The 21,738-nt window shown below is 74.6% G+C and carries 14 protein-coding genes and 1 pseudogene; 6 read left to right on the top strand and 9 right to left on the bottom strand.

What is annotated here, in order from left to right; all coding sequences use genetic code 11:
* Positions 1-144 precede the first annotated feature (144 nt).
* Both purH and purN read right to left on the bottom strand, forming a co-directional pair.
* Positions 145-1,707, bottom strand: coding sequence for a bifunctional phosphoribosylaminoimidazolecarboxamide formyltransferase/IMP cyclohydrolase (gene purH / locus ABZ923_RS36495; RefSeq protein ID WP_361481044.1), 1,563 nt, complete (start codon positions 1,705-1,707; stop codon positions 145-147).
* Positions 1,704-2,342 (bottom strand): phosphoribosylglycinamide formyltransferase, encoded by a 639-nt coding sequence (purN, locus tag ABZ923_RS36490; protein ID WP_361481041.1) that lies wholly within the window; start codon positions 2,340-2,342, stop codon positions 1,704-1,706. The genes purH and purN overlap by 4 nt, the downstream gene beginning before the upstream one ends.
* A gap of 294 nt (positions 2,343-2,636) precedes the next feature.
* Between purN and ABZ923_RS36485 the strand changes: the two genes are divergently transcribed.
* Positions 2,637-3,698 (top strand): hypothetical protein, encoded by a 1,062-nt coding sequence (locus tag ABZ923_RS36485; RefSeq protein WP_361481039.1) that lies wholly within the window; start codon positions 2,637-2,639, stop codon positions 3,696-3,698.
* Positions 3,699-4,949: 1,251 nt separating this feature from the next.
* Here the strand turns inward: ABZ923_RS36485 and ABZ923_RS36480 are convergent.
* A pseudogene (locus ABZ923_RS36480) lies at positions 4,950-6,275 on the bottom strand (DUF6350 family protein); the annotation flags it as partial.
* Between the two features lie 96 nt (positions 6,276-6,371).
* Between ABZ923_RS36480 and ABZ923_RS36475 the strand changes: the two are divergent.
* Positions 6,372-7,244, top strand: a complete 873-nt coding sequence (locus ABZ923_RS36475) for an RNA polymerase subunit sigma-70 (RefSeq protein WP_361481050.1) — start codon at positions 6,372-6,374, stop codon at positions 7,242-7,244.
* Between the two features lie 124 nt (positions 7,245-7,368).
* Here ABZ923_RS36475 and sucD read toward each other — a convergent pair whose 3' ends face one another.
* The 5 genes from sucD to ABZ923_RS36450 all read right to left on the bottom strand — a co-directional run bounded on the left by sucD (position 7,369) and on the right by ABZ923_RS36450 (position 15,224).
* Positions 7,369-8,253, bottom strand: coding sequence for a succinate--CoA ligase subunit alpha (sucD, locus tag ABZ923_RS36470; protein WP_361481037.1), 885 nt, complete (start codon positions 8,251-8,253; stop codon positions 7,369-7,371).
* A 28-nt stretch (positions 8,254-8,281) separates the two neighbouring features.
* Positions 8,282-9,463, bottom strand: a complete 1,182-nt coding sequence (gene sucC, locus ABZ923_RS36465) for an ADP-forming succinate--CoA ligase subunit beta (RefSeq protein WP_361481035.1) — start codon at positions 9,461-9,463, stop codon at positions 8,282-8,284.
* A gap of 477 nt (positions 9,464-9,940) precedes the next feature.
* Entirely contained in the window at positions 9,941-11,167 is a 1,227-nt protein-coding gene (locus ABZ923_RS36460; protein WP_361481047.1) for a VWA domain-containing protein, read from the bottom strand.
* Positions 11,168-11,175: 8 nt separating this feature from the next.
* On the bottom strand, positions 11,176-14,097 hold the full coding sequence (locus ABZ923_RS36455) for a DUF5682 family protein (RefSeq protein ID WP_361481033.1): 2,922 nt from the start codon (positions 14,095-14,097) through the stop codon (positions 11,176-11,178).
* Positions 14,094-15,224, bottom strand: a complete 1,131-nt coding sequence (locus tag ABZ923_RS36450) for an AAA family ATPase (RefSeq protein WP_361481031.1) — start codon at positions 15,222-15,224, stop codon at positions 14,094-14,096. Before ABZ923_RS36450 ends, ABZ923_RS36455 begins: the two co-directional genes overlap by 4 nt.
* A gap of 132 nt (positions 15,225-15,356) precedes the next feature.
* Between ABZ923_RS36450 and ABZ923_RS36445 the strand changes: the two genes are divergently transcribed.
* Both ABZ923_RS36445 and ABZ923_RS36440 read left to right on the top strand, forming a co-directional pair.
* The gene (locus ABZ923_RS36445; RefSeq protein WP_361481028.1) at positions 15,357-16,712 is read left to right on the top strand and encodes an SWIM zinc finger family protein; all 1,356 of its coding nucleotides are present in this window, start codon (positions 15,357-15,359) and stop codon (positions 16,710-16,712) included.
* A gap of 49 nt (positions 16,713-16,761) precedes the next feature.
* A complete protein-coding gene (locus ABZ923_RS36440; protein WP_361481025.1) occupies positions 16,762-18,507 on the top strand; it encodes a DUF5691 domain-containing protein in 1,746 nt (581 codons plus the stop codon).
* Here the strand turns inward: ABZ923_RS36440 and ABZ923_RS36435 are convergent.
* Positions 18,483-18,905 carry a cobalamin B12-binding domain-containing protein gene (locus ABZ923_RS36435; RefSeq protein ID WP_361481022.1) on the bottom strand — a complete coding sequence of 141 codons (423 nt, stop codon included), beginning with the start codon at positions 18,903-18,905 and terminating at the stop codon, positions 18,483-18,485. The genes ABZ923_RS36440 and ABZ923_RS36435 overlap by 25 nt on opposite strands.
* 224 nt (positions 18,906-19,129) lie before the next feature.
* On the opposite strand from ABZ923_RS36435, the gene ABZ923_RS36430 reads away from it, so the two are divergent.
* Positions 19,130-19,984, top strand: a complete 855-nt coding sequence (locus tag ABZ923_RS36430) for an alpha/beta fold hydrolase (RefSeq protein ID WP_361481019.1) — start codon at positions 19,130-19,132, stop codon at positions 19,982-19,984.
* A 232-nt stretch (positions 19,985-20,216) separates the two neighbouring features.
* On the top strand, positions 20,217-21,716 hold the full coding sequence (locus ABZ923_RS36425; protein WP_361481016.1) for a peptidoglycan DD-metalloendopeptidase family protein: 1,500 nt from the start codon (positions 20,217-20,219) through the stop codon (positions 21,714-21,716).
* Positions 21,717-21,738 lie beyond the last annotated feature (22 nt).

Here is a 21,738-nt window from a genome sequence, read left to right as displayed (position 1 = left end):
GCCCCGCCGCCCTCCCGCCCCCCGCCGACGGCCTGTTCCCGGGCGTTGGGCCGTGCCCCCTCCTACCCGCCGCACACCGGCGTGGCCCCGCCCGTCGGTCGACGGGCGGGACCACGCGCAGGGCGCCGGGGGCGCGCTGCGGAATCAGTGGAAGAAGTGGCGCGTGCCCGTGAAGTACATGGTCACGCCTGCCTTCGTCGCGGCCTCCACGACCTGCTCGTCGCGGATCGAGCCGCCCGGCTGGACGATCGCCCGGACGCCGGCGCCGATGAGGATCTCCGGGCCGTCGGGGAAGGGGAAGAAGGCGTCGGAGGCCGCGTAGGAGCCGCGGGCCCGCTCCTCGCCGGCCCGCTCGACGGCCAGCTTGCAGGAATCGACGCGGTTGACCTGGCCCATGCCGACGCCGACCGAGGCGCCGTCCTTGGCGAGCAGGATCGCGTTGGACTTCACCGCGCGGCAGGCCTTCCAGGCGAAGGCGAGCTGCTGCAGCTCGTCCTCGTCCAGCGCCTCGCCGGAGGCCAGCGTCCAGTTGGCCGGGTCGTCGCCGTCGGCCTGGAGCCGGTCGGCGACCTGGAGCAGCGCGCCGCCGTCGATCGGCTTGACCTCGACCTCGTGTCCCGGGCCCTCGGGGCAGCGCAGCACGCGGATGTTCTTCTTCTTGGTGAGGGCCTCCAGCGCGCCCTCCTCGTAGTCCGGGGCCACGATGACCTCGGTGAAGATCTCGGCGACCTGCTCCGCCATCTCCTTGCTGACCGGCCGGTTCACGGCGATCACACCGCCGAACGCGGACAGCGGGTCACAGGCGTGCGCCTTGCGGTGCGCCTCGGCGACGTCCGCGCCGATCGCGATGCCGCACGGGTTGGCGTGCTTGATGATCGCGACACAGGGCTCGGCGTGGTCGTACGCGGCACGGCGGGCGGCGTCCGTGTCCGTGTAGTTGTTGTACGACATCTCCTTGCCGTGCAGTTGCTCCGCCTCGGCCAGACCGCCGGTGCCGTCGACGTACAGAGCGGCGTCCTGGTGCGGGTTCTCGCCGTAGCGCAGGGTGTTCTTGCGCGCGAAGGAGGCGGCCGTGAAGTCCGGGAAGCGGGACTCGTCGACGGGGGCGTAGGACGAGGCGAACCAGGAGGAGACGGCGATGTCGTACTCCGCCGTGTGCCGGAAGGCCTCCGCGGCCAGCCGCTTGCGGGCGGCGAGGTCGAAGCCGCCGTCCTTCACCGCGGCGAGCACGTCGGCGTACCGCTGCGGGCTGGTGACCACGGCGACGGACGGGTGGTTCTTGGCGGCGGCGCGGACCATCGAGGGGCCGCCGATGTCGATCTGCTCCACGCACTCGTCGGGCGAGGCACCGGAGGCGACCGTCTCCCGGAACGGGTACAGGTTGACGACGACCAGGTCGAACGGCTCCACGCCCAGCTCGGCGAGCTGCTCGCGGTGGCTGTCCAGGCGCAGGTCGGCGAGGATGCCCGCGTGCACCCTCGGGTGCAGGGTCTTCACCCGGCCGTCCAGGCACTCGGGGAAGCCGGTCAGTTCCTCGACCTTGGTGACGGGGACGCCGGCGGCGGCGATCCGGCCGGCCGTGGACCCGGTGGAGACCAGCTCCACCCCGGCCTCGTGCAGCCCGCGGGCAAGCTCCTCAAGACCGGTCTTGTCGTAGACGCTGACCAGCGCGCGACGGATGGCCCGCTTGTTGCTCTCGGCGGTCACTGGATAACTACCTTTCGTCCCTCAATGCGATAGCCGTTGCGGGCGAGCCGCCCCACGACCTCGACGAGCAGCCTTCGCTCGACTTCCTTGATGCGCTCGTGCAGCGCGCTCTCGTCGTCCTCGTCCCGGACCTCGACGACGCCCTGGGCGATGATCGGGCCGGTGTCGACGCCGTCGTCGACGAAGTGGACGGTGCAGCCGGTGACCTTGGCGCCGTACGCGAGCGCGTCACGGACCCCGTGGGCCCCCGGAAAACTGGGCAGCAGGGCCGGGTGGGTGTTGACGAACCGTCCGCCGAAGCGGGCCAGGAACTCCTTGCCGACGATCTTCATGAAGCCGGCGGAGACGACGAGGTCGGGTTCGTACGCGGCGACGGCCCCGGCGAGCGCCGCGTCCCACTCCTCGCGGGAGCCGTGGTCCTTGACCTTGCAGACGAAGGTGGGGATCCCGGCGCGCTCGGCGCGGGCCAGCCCCTCGATGCCGGCGCGGTCGGCCCCGACGGCCACGATCCGCGCGCCGTACGCCTCGGCTCCGGTGCGCTCGATCTCGTCCAGGAGCGCCTGCAGGTTGGTGCCGGACCCGGAGACCAGCACGACGAGGCGCTTGACCGCTGGGCCAGGGGTGGTGGCGGCCACGGTGGGGCCCTTTCTCGGGAAACGATGTGTCCGGCCGTCGACCGGCCGGGCGGTTTGTACAGTCGTACGAATGCTTCGCGCCCCCGTATACGGGGAAGTCTACGAAGCGGCCGACCGCCAGCAACGATACCGGCACTCGGGAAGGGGCCCCGGGGACGGGTGGCCGGCCGGACGGTAGCGTTCGCACGGAATCACGAAGGAGCAGCCTCGGGAACGCGGTCGTCGTGCGGTGCGTTCACGGGGTGGAAGCTCATGACGGACTGCCGTAGTCACCTAGGGGAAGACGCTCTTTTGATGCCCGATCGCAGCCTGCGACTCCTCACGTTCCCGCCGCGCCCGGCCCAGGGGGGCGAGCGTGGCGCCGCGCTGCTGCGGGAGCGCCCGACCTCACCGCCCACCCGGACACCGGGGGGCGGCTCCGACGGCTCGGGGCAGGGCGGCACCGGGTGGAGCGGCGGACCGGGGCAGGGCGGTTCCGGACAGGGCGATTCCGGGCACGGTGGCTCCGGGCACGGTGGCTCCGGGCACGGTGGCTCCGGGCACGAGGGCGGGCGACAGGACGACAATCCGTTCGCGCCGCCGCCGGAGGGGACTCCGGACCGGCCGTGGCAGCCGCGTCACCCCGGGGGCGCGTCCGGCGCCGGTCAGGGTCAGGGTCAGGGATACGGGCCCGGTCAGGGTCAGGGTCAGGGGCCGGGATACGGGCCCGGTCAGGGGCACGGCCAGGGGCAGGGATACCCGCCCGGTCAGGGGCACGGCCAGGGTCCGGGTGGTGGTCACGGTGGCGGTCAGGGACCGGGCGGTGGCCCTTCGTGGGGCAGTCAGTGGAGTGACCGGCAGCCCGGCCGCTCCCCCGACGGCTTCGGCGAGCGGCCGGGCGGTGGCCCGCAGGGGCCCGGCGGACCGGCCGGCCCCGGCATGCGCTGGGACCCGACGGACCCGGCCCAGCGCCGCGCGCGGTACGCCCTGCTCTCCGGCATGTGGGCGGTCTTCTTCGCCCTGTTCAGCTGGCCTTACGTGGCACTGCTGCTGGGCGCGCTGGCCCTGTACTGGGGCAGCAGCGCGCTGCGCGCCAAGCCGCGCCGCCCGGCCCCGGACGCCCCGGCGGCTCCGACGGGTCCGGCCGCTCCGGCTCCGGCGGCCCAGGCCGGCCGGCCCCAGACGACGGCGGCCGTCAGCGGCCTGGTCACGGCGTCCCTGGCCCTGGTCCTGGTGGCGTCCACGTTCACCGTGCAGCTCGTCTACCGCGACTACTACACCTGTGTGAACGACGCCCTCACCCACCAGGCCAAGCAGTCCTGCGACACCCTGCTGCCCCGGGAACTGCGCGGCGTCCTGGGCGTGGACGACAGCTGACGCCTCTCACTCGGCGACATCCGGGCCGGGATCGGGGCGAGGGCCGGCACCTGGCTCCGGCCCGGGCTCGGGGTCCGGCCCCTGGGCGGTGCCGGCACCGTCCTCGGAGGTGCCCGCCGCCTCCTTCAGGGCCGCCCAGCGCGAGGCCCGGGCGGCGTCGTCGTGCCAGCCCACGGGGAACGGCTCGGTGAACGAGGTCGGGTAGGGACGGGGGTACGGGGCCGGGGAGGGACCGGAGTACGAGGTCGGATAGGGACTGGGGTACGGGGCCGAGGAGGGACCGGAGTACGAGGTCGGGGCGGGACCGGGGTACGGGGCCGAGGAGGGACCGGAGTACGAGGTCGGGGCGGGACCGGGGTGCGAGGTCGGGAACGGGTCGGCGGCGGGAAGGACCTCGTACGGCTCCTCCTCCTCGTCCGCTCCGGTCGTACCGGCCGCCCGAGCGGGCGTGCCCTCCTTGGCCGGGCCCTTGCCCCGGCCCCACAGTCTGAGCCCGCCCGCGGCTCCGCCGGCCTCCTCCCCACCGTCGGTGGCGGCCGCGGCCGCGGCCGGGGTGTCGCCGCGGGGGGCCGGGGCCGGGGCCTCGTCGGCCTCGGCCGCGTCCGGTGCCGGGGCGGCCACCGCGTCGGCGTTCTCCGTCCCTCCCGCCTCGGCGGTGTGCCCGGTCGCGGCCGTCGCCGCGGTCGGCGGGACGGCGTCGCTCTTCGCCCCGGCGGCCTTGCCGGTCACTCCCGTCGGCGCGGCGGTCACTGCCGTCGGCGGGACGGTCGCCGCCGTCGGCGGGGCAGCGTCGCTCTTCGCCCCGGCGGCCTTGCCGGTCACTCCCGTCGGCGCGGCGGTCGCCGCCGTCGGCGGGACGGTCGCCGCCGTCGGCGGGGCAGCGTCGCTCTTCGCCCCGGCGGCCTTGCCAGTCGCTCCCGTCAGCGGGGCAGTCGCCGCCGTCGGCGGGACGGCGCCGCTCTTCGCCCCGGCGGCCTTGCCAGTCGCTCCCGTCAGCGGGGCAGTCGCCGCCGTCGGCGGGACGGCGCCGCCCTTCGCCCCGGCGGCCTTGCCGGTCGCCGCCGTCGCAGCGGCAGTCGTCGCCGTCGGCGGGGCAGTCGCTGCCGTCGGCTGGGCAGTCGCTGCCGTCGGCTGGGCGGAGCCACTCTTCACCCCGGCAGCCTTGCCGGTCGCCGCCGTCGGCGGGAGCGCGCCGCTCTTCGCCCCGGTCACGGCCCCCGTCTCCGTGGCCTGTGCCGGAATGCCGCCGCGGGGCCGGCGCCGGCGGCGCAGCCGCCAGGCCCGGGCGGTCAGCGCCACCGGCAGCGCGAACACCAGCGTCCAGGCCCCGGCCGCACCCCCGGTCTGCCACCACAGCGGGCCGAGGCGGGCCAGTGCGGCCACGCCCATGGGGCCGCCCGCCAGCTCGGCGAGCAGGGCGAGGGCCGCCGCGCAGACCAGAGCGGTCAGCAGGACCACCCCGGCGGTGCGGCCGGCCGACCAGCGGGCCCGCGCCGGTGCACCGGAAGCGGGCCGCCGTACGGCCGCCCGCGCCACGAACCAGCCCGCGGTCATCCCGGCCACCGCCGGCACCACGCCCGCCACCCAGTTCTGCGGCGTACCGGCGCCCGGCGCGGGCACCGCGGCCAGCAGCGGGAACGGCGGCAGCAGCGGGGCCGGGTGGGAGGCGAGCGGGTGGACCAGGTGCCCGGTGCCGAGGAGGAAGCCGGGGCCGAGCGCGTAGGACGCGGCCCACACCGCCGCGTTGGGGACCAGGGCGATGCCGAGCAGCAGCACCGCGAACCGGCCCGTCCAGCCCTCCGTCAGCTGCAGGAAGGAGACCCGCGCCGGCTCGCCGTGCCAGACCAGTGACACCCCGACCAGCAGGGCGCCGCCGCCGAAGAGCACGGTCGTCGCGGCGCAGGCGGCGCGTACGGCGGTGCCCAGCCGGGCCCCCGCGTCCGTGCCGAGCACCAGCCGCCGCACCGGCCCCGGGACCACCACCAGCGCGCGCAGCACCGGCTCGGGCGGACGGCCGTACGCCGACCACACCCCGGCGCCGGCCGCGCTCGCCGCGACCAGCGGCAGACACACCGTCACCCAGACCCACTGCGGACGCAGTTCGCCGCCGGAGCAGTACAGCGTCGCGGCGGCGCCGACACCCAGATAGCCGAGGACCACACCGGTCCACGCGGTGCGCGCCCCCACCGGCGGCGGGCCGTCCGGTTCGGCGGAGGCGTCGGTGGCGTCCCGCGCCGCCCGGTGGACCAGCCACAGCGGCAGGGCGAGCAGCAGCAGCGGGGTGAGACCGACGGGCATCGGCGTGCCGGACAGGGTGTCGGTGCGGACGAGTTCGACGCCGTGCGCGAGCAGCCACAGGGCGGCGGCGATGTGCAGCGCGCCGCCCGGTCCGCTGTCCGGGTACGGCGAGCTGACCCAGAGCACCATGACGAGCACGGCGAACGAACCCAGCCCCAGTCCGGCCGCGACCGCGCCGCCCAGCAGGCTCGCGGCGAGGCCGGGCGAGCGGTCGCGCATGCGGGACAGCAGGAGCGACAGCGGCGAGCGGCGAGCGGTCATCTGGATCACGCACGCCATGCTCCCAACGACACGCGCTTTCCCGTCGTAACAGGCGAACCTCCGAAGTGTCGCTCAATATATGTTTATGTTCTTTTTCGTACGGAAGGGTGCATGGTGAAGACACAGAGCCCCGAGCCGACGGCCCCTCAGGAACGGTCCCCGCAGGCGAGTCTGACGGCGGCGAAGACGAGCACGCTGACGCCCGCTCAGGCCTTCGACGCGCTGTACGCCTTCTGCGCACCCGCCCTCGTACGCCAGACCTATCTGCTCACCGGGCGCCGGGAGCTGGCCCGCGAGTCCGTGGAGCGGGCCTTCCAGCTGGCCTGGCAGCGCTGGCCGGAGGTGGCCCGGGACCGGGACCCGGCCGGCTGGGTGCGGGCGGTGGCGTACGACTGCGCGCTCTCCCCCTGGCACCGCTTCCGCCCCCGCTACCGGTCCCCGGAACCCCCGCCCGCCGACCCGGCCGACCGGGAGCTGCTGCACACGCTGCTCGAACTGCCGGCGGCGTACCGGCGCACGCTCGTCCTCTACGACGGGGTGGGCCTCGACCTGCCGGAGACGGCGGCGGAGACCGAGTCGAGCACGCCCGCCGCCGCGAGCCGGCTGACCCACGCGCGGGAGGCGGTGGCCGCGCGGCTGCCGGAGCTGGCCGACCCCGCCGAGCTGCACCGCCGGCTGCGCGAACTGGCCTCGACGGAGCACCTGCGGGCGGCGCGGCCGACGGTGGTGCGCACCGGGTGCGAGCGCCGGAACGTCTTCTGGACCCGGGCGGCCATCGCCTTCACGGTGACGATCATCGGCGCGACGACGCTGACACTGCGGACGGCACCGACGCGCTACGAGGCCCCGGTGGCTCCGGCCCAGGCGGTGCAGGGCGTCCCGCCCCCGGCCGCCGCGGGCCCGCTCTCCCGCAAGGAGCAGGCCCTGAAGGCCAAGCTGCGCCGGGAGACGACCGGCCCGGAGCGGGTGTTCCCGGAACCGCGGTGAGGGCACGCGTGCCCCCGCCGTAGGGGTGCCGGGTGCAGGGCCGGCGCCGTCGACCGGCGGGCGGGAACGGCGGTAGGCCCGCCCCCGGAACGGGGAACGGGCCTACCGACAGGTGCTGCGAGGCTCAGGCGCTCAGGATCTCGCGAGCGAGCTTGGCCGTCTCGGTCGGGGTCTTGCCGACCTTGACGCCCGCGGCCTCGAGGGCCTCCTTCTTGGCCTGGGCGGTGCCGGAGGAACCGGAGACGATGGCGCCGGCGTGGCCCATGGTCTTGCCCTCGGGCGCGGTGAAGCCCGCGACGTAGCCGACGACCGGCTTGGTCACGTTCTCCTTGATGAACGCGGCCGCGCGCTCCTCGGCGTCGCCGCCGATCTCACCGATCATCACGATCAGGTCGGTGTCGGGGTCGTCCTGGAACGCGGCCAGGGCGTCGATGTGCGTGGTGCCGATGATCGGGTCGCCACCGATGCCGACGGCGGTGGAGAAGCCGATGTCCCGCAGCTCGTACATCATCTGGTACGTCAGCGTGCCGGACTTCGACACCAGGCCGATGCGGCCCGGCTTGGTGATGTCGCCCGGGATGATGCCGACGTTCGACTGGCCCGGGGTGATGATGCCGGGGCAGTTCGGGCCGATGATCCGGGTCTTGTTGCCCTTCTTGCCGGCGTACGACCAGAAGGCGGCCGTGTCGTGCACGGCGATGCCCTCGGTGATCACGACGGCCAGCGGGATCTCGGCGTCGATGGCCTCGACGACCGCGTCCTTGGTGAACTTCTCCGGCACGAAGATGACGGAGACGTTGGCGCCGGTCTTCTCGATGGCCTCCTTGACGGTGCCGAAGACGGGTACCTCGGTGCCGTCGAAGTCCACGGTCTGACCCGCCTTGCGCGGGTTCACGCCGCCCACGACCTGGGTGCCGTCACCGAGCATGAGCTTGGTGTGCTTCATGCCGGTGGCGCCGGTCATGCCCTGGACGATGACCTTGCTGTCCTTGTTGAGCCAGATAGCCATGGTGTGTTGGTGTCCTCGTCCTGAGTGCTTACTTGGCGGCGTGGGCCAGCTCGGCGGCCTTGTCGGCCGCGCCGTCCATGGTGTCGACGCGCTGCACCAGCGGGTGGTTGGCGTCCGTGAGGATCTGCCGGCCCAGCTCGGCGTTGTTGCCGTCCAGGCGGACGACGAGCGGCTTGGAGACGTTCTCGCCGCGGTCCTCCAGGAGCTTCAGCGCCTGGACGATGCCGTTGGCGACCTCGTCACAAGCGGTGATGCCACCGAAGACGTTCACGAAGACGGACTTGACGTCCGGGTCGCCCAGGATGATCTCCAGGCCGTTCGCCATGACCTGGGCGGAGGCGCCACCGCCGATGTCCAGGAAGTTGGCGGGCTTGACGCCGCCGTGGTTCTCACCGGCGTAGGCGACGACGTCCAGGGTGCTCATGACGAGACCGGCGCCGTTGCCGATGATGCCGACCTCACCGTCGAGCTTGACGTAGTTGAGGTTCTTCTCCTTGGCGGCCGCCTCGAGCGGGTTGGCGGCGGCCTTGTCGTGGAGCTCCTCGTACTCGGGGTGACGGAACTCGGCGTTGTCGTCCAGCGACACCTTGCCGTCGAGGGCGATGACCTCGCCGGAGGCGACCTTCGCGAGCGGGTTGACCTCGACCAGGAGGGCGTCCGACTTGATGAAGGTGTCCCACAGCTTGATCAGGACGTTGACGACCTTGTCCGCGACCTCGGCCGGGAACTTGGCGGCCTCCACGATCTCGCGGGCCTTGGCCTCGTCCACGCCGTCGATCGGGTCGATCGCGGTCTTGGCCACGGCCTCCGGACGGGTGGCCGCCACCTCCTCGATCTCCATACCGCCCTCGACGGAGGCGATGGAGAGGAAGGTGCGGTTCGCACGGTCGAGGAGGAAGGAGACGTAGTACTCCTCGAGGATCTCCGGAGCGGTCTCGGCGATCATGACCTTGTGGACCGTGTGGCCCTTGATGTCCATGCCGAGGATGTCCGTCGCGCGGGCGACGGCCTCGTCCGCGGAGGCGGCCAGCTTGACGCCACCGGCCTTGCCGCGACCACCGACCTTCACCTGCGCCTTGACGACGGACTTGCCGCCCAGCCGCTCGGTGATCTCGCGCGCCGCCTCAGGCGTGTCGATGACTTCACCGGCCAGCACCGGTACATCGTGCTTGGCGAAGAGGTCCCTCGCCTGGTACTCGAACAGGTCCACGCGCTTCCGTCCCTATCAGTGATCTCGCGGTTCGTTGGATGCGTGGGCGTGCCGCGAAGGGCAACGTGACGTCCGCTTGTCACAGGGGAGGCGCACACGGTGTCCGAGCGCGCGGCATGTCCGTCTCGCAGGTTATCGCCGCTTGCGGGGGCTCCCTAAATCGAGCGTCACACGTGAGCGGTGATACCTGTCACATGATGCCGGGTTCCCTGGCACAGGGTGCCGCCACATCCTCCGGTACGGGCGATGTGCGAGGCCTCACCGGGCTGGGGTTGACCCGGTGAGACCCCCCTGGCGGCCCCGGACGACCGGGGCCGGGGCGTTTGATCCCCACCCCAATGGGGACCACCCGCCCATCCGCGGGGCACCGCCCGGACGGGCCGACGGCTTCGGCCCCCCGGGGCCGGCCACCCCACGGAGCTGCTCCGGACACTCGGCCCGGCTGCCCACCGGGTGCCCGCGCACGGCCGGTTCCACTCACGCGGTGTCGGGTATGGGCAGGGGCCGCTTCTCCAGGGCGGCGGCCATCACCTCGGGGAACAGGTCGGGGGTGCAGGCGAAGGCCGGTGCGCCGAGCGCGGCGAGCGCCGCCGCGTGGTCCCGGTCGTAGGCGGGCGCCCCCTCGTCCGACAGCGCGAGCAGCGCCACGAACTGCACCCCGGACGCCTTCATCGCCGCGACCCGCTTGAGCATCTCGTTGCGGATACCGCCCTCGTAGAGGTCGCTGATCAGCACGACGACCGTCTCGGCCGGCCGGGTGATCTGCGCCTGGCAGTAGGCGAGCGCCCGGTTGATGTCCGTACCGCCGCCGAGCTGGGTGCCGAACAGCACGTCGACGGGGTCGTCCAGCTGGTCGGTGAGGTCGACGACCGCCGTGTCGAAGACGACCAGCCGGGTGCTGATCGACCGCATCGACGCGAGGACCGCGCCGAACACGGACGCGTACACCACCGACGACGCCATCGACCCGGACTGGTCGATGCAGAGCACGACCTCCTTCTTCACCGACCGCGCGGCCCGGCCGTAGCCGACGAGCCGTTCCGGTACGACCGTGCGGTACTCCGGCAGGTAGTGCTTGAGGTTCGCCGCGATCGTGCGGTTCCAGTCGATGTCGTGGTGGCGCGGGCGGCTGACGCGGGCGCTGCGGTCCAGGGCGCCGGTGAGGGTGGCCCGGGTACGGGTGGCGAGCCGCTTCTCCAGGTCCTCCACCACCTTGCGCACCACCGCGCGGGCCGTCTCCCGGGTCGTCTCCGGCATCGCCTTGTGCAGCGAGAGCAGCGTGCCGACCAGGTGCACGTCGGCCTCCACCGCCTCCAGCATCTCCGGCTCCAGCAGCAGGGAGGCGAGGCCGAGCCGGTCGATCGCGTCGCGCTGCATGACCTGGACGACGGAGGACGGGAAGTAGCGGCGGATGTCCCCGAGCCAGCGCGCCACGGACGGCGCGGAGGCGCCGAGCCCCGCCGACCGGTCCCGGCCCGACGGCGGTGTGTCGCCCCGGCCGTAGAGCGCGGCCAGCGTGCCGTCCATCGCCGCGTCCCGGCCGGACAGCGCGCACCCGGTGCCGTCGGCCTGGCCCCCGCCGAGCACCAGCCGCCAGCGCCGCAGCCGCTCCCGCGCGGGGTCCACCGCCTCGGCCGCCGTCGCGGCCGTCCTGTCCGTCGCGGCCGTCGCAGCCGTCGCAGCCGTCGCAGCCGTCGCGTCCATCGTGTCCGTCATGTGCCCACCCCCGTGAGGCAGTCGTCGTGCGGGGAACCGGGTGCCGTCGTGTGCACCGCTTCGCGTGTGGCGCGGGGTGCCGGGGTGCGCGGGGCGGCGGGCGGGGCACCGCGCCGCGGGGCGGGCGTCGCGGCGCTCGCCCCGCTGTCCGCCACGGCGTTCGCCGTGCTGTGCCGGGCGCCGCGCGACGGGGTGCGGATCGCCTCGGGCGCCGCACTGTGCGCCACGTTCGCGCCGGGTGGGGTGCCGTGGTCCCCGTCGAGGCCGAGCAGCAGCCGCAGTACCGGGAGCACGGCGTCGGCGCGCCCGGTGTCCGGTTCGGCCGCGAAGCCGGGGACGGCGGCCTGCTGGACGCCGGCTCCGCCCGGCCGGTCCCCCGGGCCGCGCCGGACCAGTTCGCCGAGGGTTCTGCGCACCCCCGGCTCGTACGCCGCGAAGGTGCGCCGCAGCAAGGGCAGTACGTCCGTGAAGGCCTCCGCCGGCACCCCGGTCAGCCAGGTGTCGAGCAGCCCGAGCAGCCGCTCGTCGTGCACCAGCAGCAGCCCGCCCCCACCGCCGGCGAACCCCTCGATCCAGGCGGCGGCAGCGGGGGGCGGGGTGCCCGGCGACAGCGCGAGCCCCATCAGCCGGGCCGCCTCCTCGGCCGACAGCACCCCGTCGTCCAGCAACAGCCGCACGGCCCGCCCCCGGATGACACCGGGCGCGTTGTCCCGCAGCGCCAGCACCCGCAACACGTCCCGCCAGCGCCCGCGGAGCCCGCCACCGCTCCCGTGCGCCCGGCGCCGCCCATACTCACCGGGTCCCGAGCCCTGCCCGCGCCCGCCGGCCCCGGCGCCCGCTGCCGAGGTCCCGGTGTCGCCGTCACCCCCCTCCGCGGAAGGACGGGCGTCTGCCCCGTCGCCCTCGGTACGCCCCAGGGGTCCGCCGCTCCCGGCCCCCTCCGCGGACTCACCGTTGCCGGCGTCACTGCCCCCCGCGCGTGCACCGACGCCGGCCCCGGCACCCCCGGCCGCCCCCTCCGCCGGCGCGCGGTCGGTCTCACCGGCATCTGCCGCACGGGCACCGGCCGTGTCCCCCGCCGGCGCCCCGGTCAGGCTCTCCGTCAGGAGGCCCACCGCTGTGTGCACGGCGTCCACGTGGCCGCGCATCTCCTCCGCCGCGTCGGTGTCGAGTGCGGCGCAGGCCGGGGGCAGGCCGACGAAGATGCGCTCGGCGAGGCCCGCCGCGACCTCGGCCAGCGCGCCGGTGTCCGTGCCGCGCACGTCGCCGTAGCGCAGGGAGCGGACGAGGGCGGGCAGGGCCTGGGCGAGGTGGCCGACGTCGGTGTCCAGGGCCGCCCGGTCGGCGAGCACCCGCATGACCACGGGCAGCGCGTCCGACAGCCCGGCCAGCAGGCACTGCTCGGCGAGCGCGGTGACGTCGGCCAGGGCGCGCGCCGCCACCGCGTCCGCCTCCGCCTTGGCCTGGGCCGCCGCCTGTACGGTCGTCCCCCACACGCCCGCCTCGGCGATCCGCACGGACAGCTCGGGCTCCCAGCGCAGCCGCCAGGTCTCCCGGAAGGTGCCCGTGCTCCCCCGGGACCGGCCCGGCTCGCCCCAGCCGACGCCGAGCAGCCGCAGCCGGTGCAGCAGCCTGCTGCGGCCGGCGTCGGTGTCCCCGCGCAGGTCCAGCTCCAGTTCCCGCTCCAGCGCCTCCGGCTTGAGCCGCAGCGAGCGCTGCTGCCGGGCCAGGTCGCGCTGCAACGGCACCGCGGGCGCCGACTCCGGGACCTCGCCGAGGACGTCACCGACCACCAGCCGGTCGTGCACCAGCGCCAGCGGCACGTCCGAGCCCTCGCACAGCACCGCGCGCACCGCGTCGGTGGTCTCGCCCAGGCCGGGCAGCGGGCGACCGCGCAGCGCGGCCAGGGTCTCCGCGAGCCGTACGGCCTCGATGACGTGCGCGGAGGACACGATCCGGTCCTCCTCGCGCAGCAGCCCGGCCACCTTGGTCAGCCACCGCTCGACCGGCCGGTCCGGGGACCGGAACAGGTGCCCGTACCAGCCCGGGGAGTCGATGCCCGCGCCGTACCCGCCGGCCCGGGCCAGCCTGCGGTGCGTCCACGGCACCCAGGTCAGGTCGGTCTTGACCTTGGGCAGGCCCCTGAGCAGCGCCCGGTCGGCGGTGACGGTGGTCTTCTCCCGCAGCGCGGGCACGTGCCAGGCCCCGCACACCACGGCCACGGCGTGCCCGAACTCCTTGCGCGCGTCGCGCAGCCGGAGCCGCATGTGCGCCTCGCGGACGAGGTCCCGGGAGTGACCGCCGGCGCCGTACCGCTCGCGCAGCGCGCCCATCGCCTCCGCCACCGCCGCGAACGGCGCGAAGGGGTCGCGGGCACCCGGCCCCCGGTGCTCGACGACGTCCTCCCACCAGCGCTCCGGATCGTCGTACCCGGCCGTCTCGGCGAGCACGGCGAGGGGGTCGACGCGGACCTCGTCACCGTGACCGGGCCGGGGGGCGGGGTCGGCACCAGCATCCGGTTCGGCACCGGGATCGGGTTCGGCACCGGAATCGCGCGTTCCCTGCTCCCACGCGAGCGTGTGCGTGGCCGGCAGGTCGATGAAGCGGGCCGGGACGCCCTGCTCCACGGCCCAGCGGATGGCCACCCACTCGGGGCTGAACTCGGCGAACGGCCAGAAGGCCGAACGGCCGGGCTCGTCCACGGCATGGGCGAGCAGCGCGACCGGGGGCCGCAGGCCCGGGTCGGCGGCGAGCGGGATCAGCGCGTCGGCCTCGGGCGGCCCCTCGATCAGGACGGCGGCCGGGCGGGCGGCGTCCAGCGCGGCCCGCACCGCGCGCGCGGAACCGGGGCCGTGGTGCCGTACGCCGAGCAGCAGCGGCCCGGCGGCGTACGCCGTGCTCCCGCCGGTACCGGTCATGCGCTCACCTCGCGGCAGGCGCGGTAGAAGTCGGTCCAGCCCGCACGCTCGCGGACGACCGTCTCCAGGTACTCCTGCCAGACGACCCGGTCGGCCGCCGGGTCGCGCACGACGGCGCCGAGGATGCCCGCGGCGACGTCTCCCGGGCACAGCACGCCGTCGCCGAAGTGGGTGGCGAGCGCGAGTCCGTTGGTGACGACGGAGATCGCCTCCGCCGTGGACAGCGTGCCGCTGGGCGACTTCAGCTTCGTACGCCCGTCGGCGGTGATGCCGTCGCGCAGCTCGCGGAAGACGGTGACGACCCGGCGGATCTCCTCGATGCCGTCGGGCGCGGCCGGCAGATCGAGGGAGCGGCCGAGCTGCTCGACCCGGCGGGTGACGATGTCGACCTCGGCGTCGGCGCTCTCCGGCAGCGGCAGCACCACGGTGTTGAAGCGGCGGCGCAGGGCGCTGGACAGCTCGTTGACCCCGCGGTCACGGTCGTTGGCCGTGGCGATGAGGTTGAAGCCGCGGACCGCCTGGACCTCCGCGCCCAGCTCGGGGATGGGCAGGGTCTTCTCGGACAGGATCGTGATCAGCGTGTCCTGCACGTCCGCCGGGATACGGGTCAGCTCCTCCACACGGGCCGTCATGCCCTCGGCCATGGCACGCATGACGGGGCTGGGCACCAGGGCGTCGTGGCTCGGGCCGTGGGCGAGCAGCTGCGCGTAGTTCCAGCCGTACCGGATCGCCTCCTCCGGGGTGCCGGCCGTGCCCTGCACCAGCAGCGTCGAGTCACCGCTGACCGCGGCGGCCAGGTGCTCCGACACCCAGGTCTTGGCGGTGCCGGGCACGCCGAGCAGCAGCAGGGCGCGGTCGGTGGCCAGCGTGGTGACGGCGACCTCGACGATGCGGCGCGGGCCCACGTACTTGGGTGTGATCACCGTGCCGTCCGGCAGGGTGCCGCCGAGCAGGTACGTCGCCACCGCCCACGGCGACAGCTTCCAGCGGGCCGGGCGCGGGCGGTCGTCCTGCGCGGCGAGCGCGGCGAGTTCGGCCGCGAAGGCGTGCTCGGCGTGCGGTCGCAACGCCTGTGCGGTCTGCTCGCGGTCGGGTGCGGCGGTCGTCGGTTCCACGGACACAGTCATGGCTGAGGCCCCCTCCAGCTCGGCCGGTTCGGATCTGTCACCCACCGTGCACCACGCCACTGACAATCGCTCTGACCTGCACAAACGCGCTGGCCGGGCCGATTGTCAGTGGGGGGACCTACCGTCGGTGGCATGACTGAGCAGGGGGTGCGCTGGACCGCGGAGCAGGTGCTGGCACTGGCGCCTGACGCCGCGTCACGCAAGGCGGGCAGCAGGCTCGGCGCGGCCGGGCCGTGGTCCGGGACCGGGAGCGGAGAGGGGACGGTGTGGGGGCTGTGCAAGGGCAGTGGCAGCAGGCCGTACCAGACGGTGGTGGACCTGGCCGACGCGGCCGGGCCGGCGTACAAGTGCAGCTGTCCGAGCCGTAAGTTCCCGTGCAAGCACGCGCTCGGCCTGCTCCTGCTGTGGGCGGGTGACGAGGGCGCGGTGCCGGCCGCCGCGCAGCCGCCGGACTGGGCCGGGCAGTGGCTCGCGTCCCGGCGCGGCCGCGCCGAGCGGAAGGGGACGCGGGGCGAGGGGGGTTCGGCCGCGGGACCCGTGGATCCGGAGGCGGCCCGAAGGCGGGCCGAGCGCCGGGCCGAGCGGGTCACGGCCGGCGCGACCGAGCTGGAGCAGCGCCTGGCGGACCTGCTGCGCGGCGGCCTGGCCGCGGCCGAGCAGGCGGGATACGGCCTGTGGGACGAGACGGCGGCCCGCATGGTCGACGCCCAGGCGCCGGGCCTGGCCGCGCGCGTGCGGGAACTGGGGGCGGTCCCGGCGTCCGGCGCGGGCTGGCCGGCGCGGCTGCTGGAGGAGTGCGCGCTGCTGCATCTGCTCGACCAGGGCTGGCTGCGCCGCGACCGGCTGCCGGAGGCCCTCGCGGCCACGGTCCGCTCCCGGCTCGGCCTGCCCGCCACGCCGGACGGCCCGCCGGTGCGCGACCGCTGGCTGGTCCTCGCCCAGTACGACACGGTGGACCCGAAACTGACGACGCGCCGGATATGGCTGCACGGTGCCGAGTCCGGCGGGACCCGGCTGCTGCTGTCCTACGGCGCGGCGGGCCGGGCGCCGGAGCTGTCCCTGCCGGTCGGCCTGGCCCTGGATGCGGAACTGACGGATTATCCGGGCTCCGGTCAGGCCCGGGCCGCCCTGGGCGAGCGGTTCGCCGCGCCGGCCCCGGCCGCGTTCCGCCCGCCGGGCGTCACCACCGCCGAGGCGGCGGCCCGCTACGGCGCGGCCCTGCGCGAGGACCCCTGGCTGGACTCGGTCCCAGTCACCCTGGGCCGGGTGATACCGGTCCCGGACGGTGACCGGTGGCAGCTGGCCGACGCCGGCACGGACACGGCCCTGCCGCTGAGCGGGGCCGCCCGTTCCCGGCCCGGCCTGTGGCGGCTGGTCGCGCTGTCCGGCGGCGCCCCCGTCACGGTCTTCGGCGAGTGCGGCCACCGCGGCTTCACCCCGCTCACGGCGTGGCCGCAGGGGGCGGGCGAGGCGGTGCCGCTGTGCTGACCGGCCGTAGGGACACACACGCGCAGGCAGGCGAAGGGAAGGGGACGTGATGAACGGGACACCGACCGGCGGGGCCACCACGCCGCCGGAGAGCTTGCCGGAAAACGCACCGGAAGCCTCCTGGGAGGAACTGGTGACCACCGCGCTCCTCGGCACGGACCGGCGCACCCCGGCGCACGCCCCGCCCGGCCGCCCGGCCCCGGTGGCGCTGCTCGACGCGGCCGCCGTGGCGACCGTACGGCGGCGGGCCGGGCTGCGGCCCGCACGGGCGGCGCGCCGGCCCGAACGCGCGCCCGCCGACCCACGCCCGGCGCTGCCCGCACCGGCGGCGCGCCGGCTCACCACCCTGCTGGCCGACCGGTCCGGCGGCGGGTCCGGCGGCCGGCGGGGCAGCACACCGGACCTCATGGAACTGCTCCCGCAGTGGCTCGCGGCGGCCAACGCGCACGGGTACGCGGCACCCCCGCAGGCGCTGCCCGCGCTGCTGGACGCGGCCCGCGGCCGTACGGATCTGCGCCCGGCGGCGCTGGCGTTCGCGGGCCCGCGCGCGCTGTGGCTGGCCAAGCTGAACCCGGACTGGCGCTTCGCCCTGCGTGCCGCCCCCGGCGGCGGTGCCGCACTGCCGGACCCAGCGGACGCCGAGGCGGTGCACCGGCTGTGGCAGGAGGGGCTGTTCGCCGAACGGGCCGCACTGCTGGGCGCGCTGCGCGCCGGTACGCCCGGGCCGGGGCGCGAGCTGCTGGCGTCGACCTGGGCGACGGAGCGGGCGGAGGACCGGCTGATGTTCCTCGACTCGCTGCGCACCGGCCTGTCGGAGGCGGACGAGGCCTTCCTGGAGCAGGCGTTGGGCGACCGCAGCCGCAACGTCCGGGCGACGGCGGCGGAACTGCTGTCGGCGCTGCCGGGTTCGGCGCTCGCCGCGCGGATGGCCGCACGGGCCACGGCGTGCGTGGCGCTGGACCGCACGGGGGAAGCGCCGGCGATCGTGGTGGAGGCGCCGCACGAGTGCGATGCCGGCATGGAGCGGGACGGCGTGGTGGCCACACCGCCCGCGGGCCGGGGGGAACGGTCCTGGTGGCTCGGGCAGTTGGTGGAGGCCGCCCCGCTCGACACCTGGCCGCGGCGGCTCGGCGGGCGGACGGCCGGGGAGATCGTGGCGCTGCCGGTGGCGGACGGCTGGCAGGGCGAACTGCACGCGGCCTGGTGCCGGGCGGCGGTACGGCAGCGGGACGCGGCGTGGTCGCGGGCGCTGCTCGGCTCGCCGTCGGCGCCGGAGGCGGGCGGTCCGGGCGCGGTGTCCCTGGCGGAGCGCGCGAAGCTGCTGGCCGCCCTCGGACCGGCCGAACGGGCCGCGTGGGTCGCGGGGTTCATCGCCACGCACGGCCTGTCGGAGGCGTTCCAGCTGCTCGGGGTGTGCGCGGTCCCGTGGGCCCCCGCACTCGGCCAGGCCGTCGTGGACGCCCTCAACATCGCCCGGGACGCGGGAAGTTACCCGTGGAGCTTCAGCGGGGTGATGGGGCTGGCCGAGCGCTGCCTGGACCCGGCGGAGGCCGTGCGGCTGGAGGCGCTGCTGGCGGTACCCGACGAGCGGGAGGACGCGGCTCCGGGGGCCGGCGGCTACTGGGCGGAGGCGTTCCAGCGGCTGGTCACGACGCTGCGGCTGCGGGCGGCGATGACGCGGGAACTGGCCCCGCCCACGCCACCCGCCGAACCTCCGGACGCGGCGGACAGGCCTCCGGGCGGGTCCACCACGCCGATGAGAACCGCTGCTCAGCCGCCGGACGCGGCGGGCTGACGGACGTTCGCCCGGACCCACTCCACGATCGACGCGGTCGTCGCACCCGGGGTGAAGATCTCCGCGACGCCCTTCTCCTTCAGCGGCGGGATGTCCTCCTCCGGGATGATGCCGCCGCCGAAGACGAGGATGTCCTCGGCCTCCCGCTCCCGGAGCAGGTCGATGACCGCTGCGAACAGCGTGTTGTGGGCGCCGGACAGGATGGACAGGCCGATCGCGTCGGCGTCCTCCTGGATGGCGGTGTCCACGATCTGTTCCGGTGTCTGGTGGAGTCCGGTGTAGATGACCTCCATACCGGCGTCGCGCAGGGCACGCGCGATGACCTTGGCCCCACGATCGTGGCCGTCGAGCCCCGGCTTGGCGACCACCACGCGGATCGGACCGGCTGCCACACCCATCACTGCCTCCATCAAACGAGCCCGGAAGCGATCGGCTTCCGTCCGTACCGACAAGTACCGCACTTTTGGCGCGTTCCGCCACCGTCGCGAAGTGAACGAACGTTATCTCCAGCATCCCGCAAGCGGCAGTTTTACGGGACGCGGCGAGGGGGAAATCACATGGTGGGACATGAGGGCACACGGGGGACGCAGCCGTCCTCCGGCGTGCCGACAGGAGGTCGGCCATGAAGGTCACCGGGGTATTGCCGCCGCTCTTTCTCCCGCTCTGCCGCCGCCTGTGGCCCGGCAGGCTGGCCGGACTGTCCATGACCCTGCTGCGGGCGACGGCCCTGGAGGCCGCCATCCTGGCGGGTCACCTGCTGCTGTATCCGACCGGCCTGATCCAGGAGCGCCGCTCCGGGGCCCTGCCCGACGGGGACGGCACGGCCAGGCTGCCGGTCCGCCCCGCCCCGCCGGTCGTCCTGCTGCACGGTTTCATCGACAACCGATCGGTGTTCGTCCTGCTCCGCCGCACCCTGGCCCAGCACGGCAGGCAGCGGGTGGAGTCGCTCAACTACTCTCCGCTGACCTGCGACATCCGCACGGCCGCCGAGCTGCTCGGCCGGCACATCGAGGAGATCTGCGAGCGCACCGGCAGCGCCCGGGTCGACATCGTCGGACACAGCCTGGGCGGTCTGATCGCGCGCTATTACGTTCAGTGTCTGGGCGGTGACCTGCGGGTCCGCACGCTGGTGACGCTCGGCACCCCGCACTCGGGGACGCGGGTGGCCCCGCTGGCGGACGCGCACCCGATCGTGCGGCAGATGCGGCCCGGATCGGCGGTGATCGAGGAGCTGGCCCGGCCCGCGCCCGGCTGCCGGACCCGCTTCGTGAGCTTCTGGAGCGACCTGGACTCCCTGATGGACCCGCTGGAGACGGCCTGCCTGGAGCACCCCGACCTGGAGGCGCAGAACGTCCGGGTGACCGGCATCGGCCATCTCGCGCTGCCCGTGCATCCCGCCGTGGCCGCCGGCATACGCGAGGCGCTCGAGGTCCCGCACCCCGGGGACCGTGCCGCGAACGGCCTGACGGTGGCCTGAGGAGGGGGCGCACAGACACAGCACAGACGGCGCACAGCCGCCACATCGCCACTCGACATCGAACATTTTTCGAACGCCAGGCCAAGGTAGCGTCCGGGCTCCCCCGAAACACGGCCGAATGCCCGTTTCCAGCCCACGCGAAACAGGCCGAAGATTGTCGCGCCCAGGTACCGACGGGTACAGTCGCCGCACTGCTCTGGCAGCCCCTGTTGTCGAGGCGAAAGAGAAGTTGGTGAACGACCGTCACCCGTCGGGGAGCATGACCACCCCGGCCCCGGCTTCCGACGCCTCCACCGCGCACTACCCGCAGTACGGAGCACAGGAAGCTCCCTACGACGACCTCACCACGTACGGCGGCTACGACGCCACCGGTTTTGCCGGTGGTTCCGCGGGCACCACGGCCTTCCACGCCGACCCGCTCTTCGGCAGCCTCCCGGGCAGCGAGCAGACCACCGGCGCGTACGACACCACGCACTGGCAGACCGGCACCGCACAGACCCCGGCCTACGACCCGTACGCGGCCCAGCAGCACCACGCCGGCTACGACTCCGGCGTCTACGACGGCACCGCCTGGACCGTCCCCGCGCAGTCCGCCGGGAACGACGTCAGCGGCCAGTGGGACGCCAACGCCTGGCTGCAGCCCGACCAGTCGGGCGGCGCCGACGCCACCCAGCAGTGGGCGTGGGGCACCCAGACCTTCGACACGGGCGCGTACGACGCCACCCAGTGGAACTCCGCCGGGCAGACCGTTCCGACGCAGTCCGAGCAGGTTGGCGAACCGTTCGATCAGCAGGCCACCGCGACGTTCGAGGCGGTCGGCGACCCGCAGACCGCGTTCGAGCACGGGCCGTACGAGGACGCCGAGTTCGGCGGACACGACTCCGACGCGGGCGAGCCGGACGCCACCGGTGAACTGCCCGCCGTCACCGGCCTGCTGGACGACCAGGAGGAGATCAGCCCGGCGCCGGCGACCCGCGCGGGCTCGCGCAGCGGGGCGCGCTCCCGGCGTCGTACGCCCGCCAAGCGCTCCGCGCTGCTGACCGTCGCCGTACCGTCGGCCTGTGTGATGGGGGTCGCCGGGATCGCCGCCGCCTCGGTCGGTGCGCTCACCGACGACGCCAAGGACTCCTCCACCACCACGGCGGACGCGCAGCCGGTCAAGCCGTCGGTCGCCAACAGCAAGCTCGACACCCAGCTCAAGACGCTGTCGGCCGGCGCCACCGACTTCGCCGACCGGGCGAGCCGCACCCAGGAGCGGATCGACCTCAAGGCGCAGCAGGAGCTGGAGAAGAAGAAGGCTGCCGCGGAGGCCGCGCTCAAGGAGCGGCTGCGTCCCAAGTTCGCGCTGCCGGTCGCGCAGCACGGGCTGAGCGCCTACTTCGGCCAGGCGGGCATCAACTGGATGTCGGTGCACACCGGCATCGACTTCCCGGTCTCCTACGGCACCTCGGTGATGGCCGCCACCGACGGCACCGTCACCACGAAGTGGAACAGCGCCTACGGCAACATGCTGATCCTGACGGCGAAGGACGGCACGGAGACCTGGTACTGCCACCTCTCCAGCTACCGCGTCGGCTCCGGTGCGACCGTCAAGGCAGGCCAGCCGATCGCGTACTCCGGCAACTCCGGCAACTCCACCGGCCCGCACCTGCACTTCGAGGTCCGGCCGGCGGGCGGGGCGGCCATAGACCCGCTGCCGTGGCTGCGCAGCCACGGGCTGGACCCGACCTAGGCATCCCGAAGGGGCCCCTCGC

This window comes from Streptomyces sp. NPDC046881, assembly GCF_040645015.1.
In the GTDB taxonomy this organism is placed as follows: Bacteria; Actinomycetota; Actinomycetes; order Streptomycetales; family Streptomycetaceae; genus Streptomyces.
This window is presented reverse-complemented; position numbering and strand designations above follow the sequence as displayed.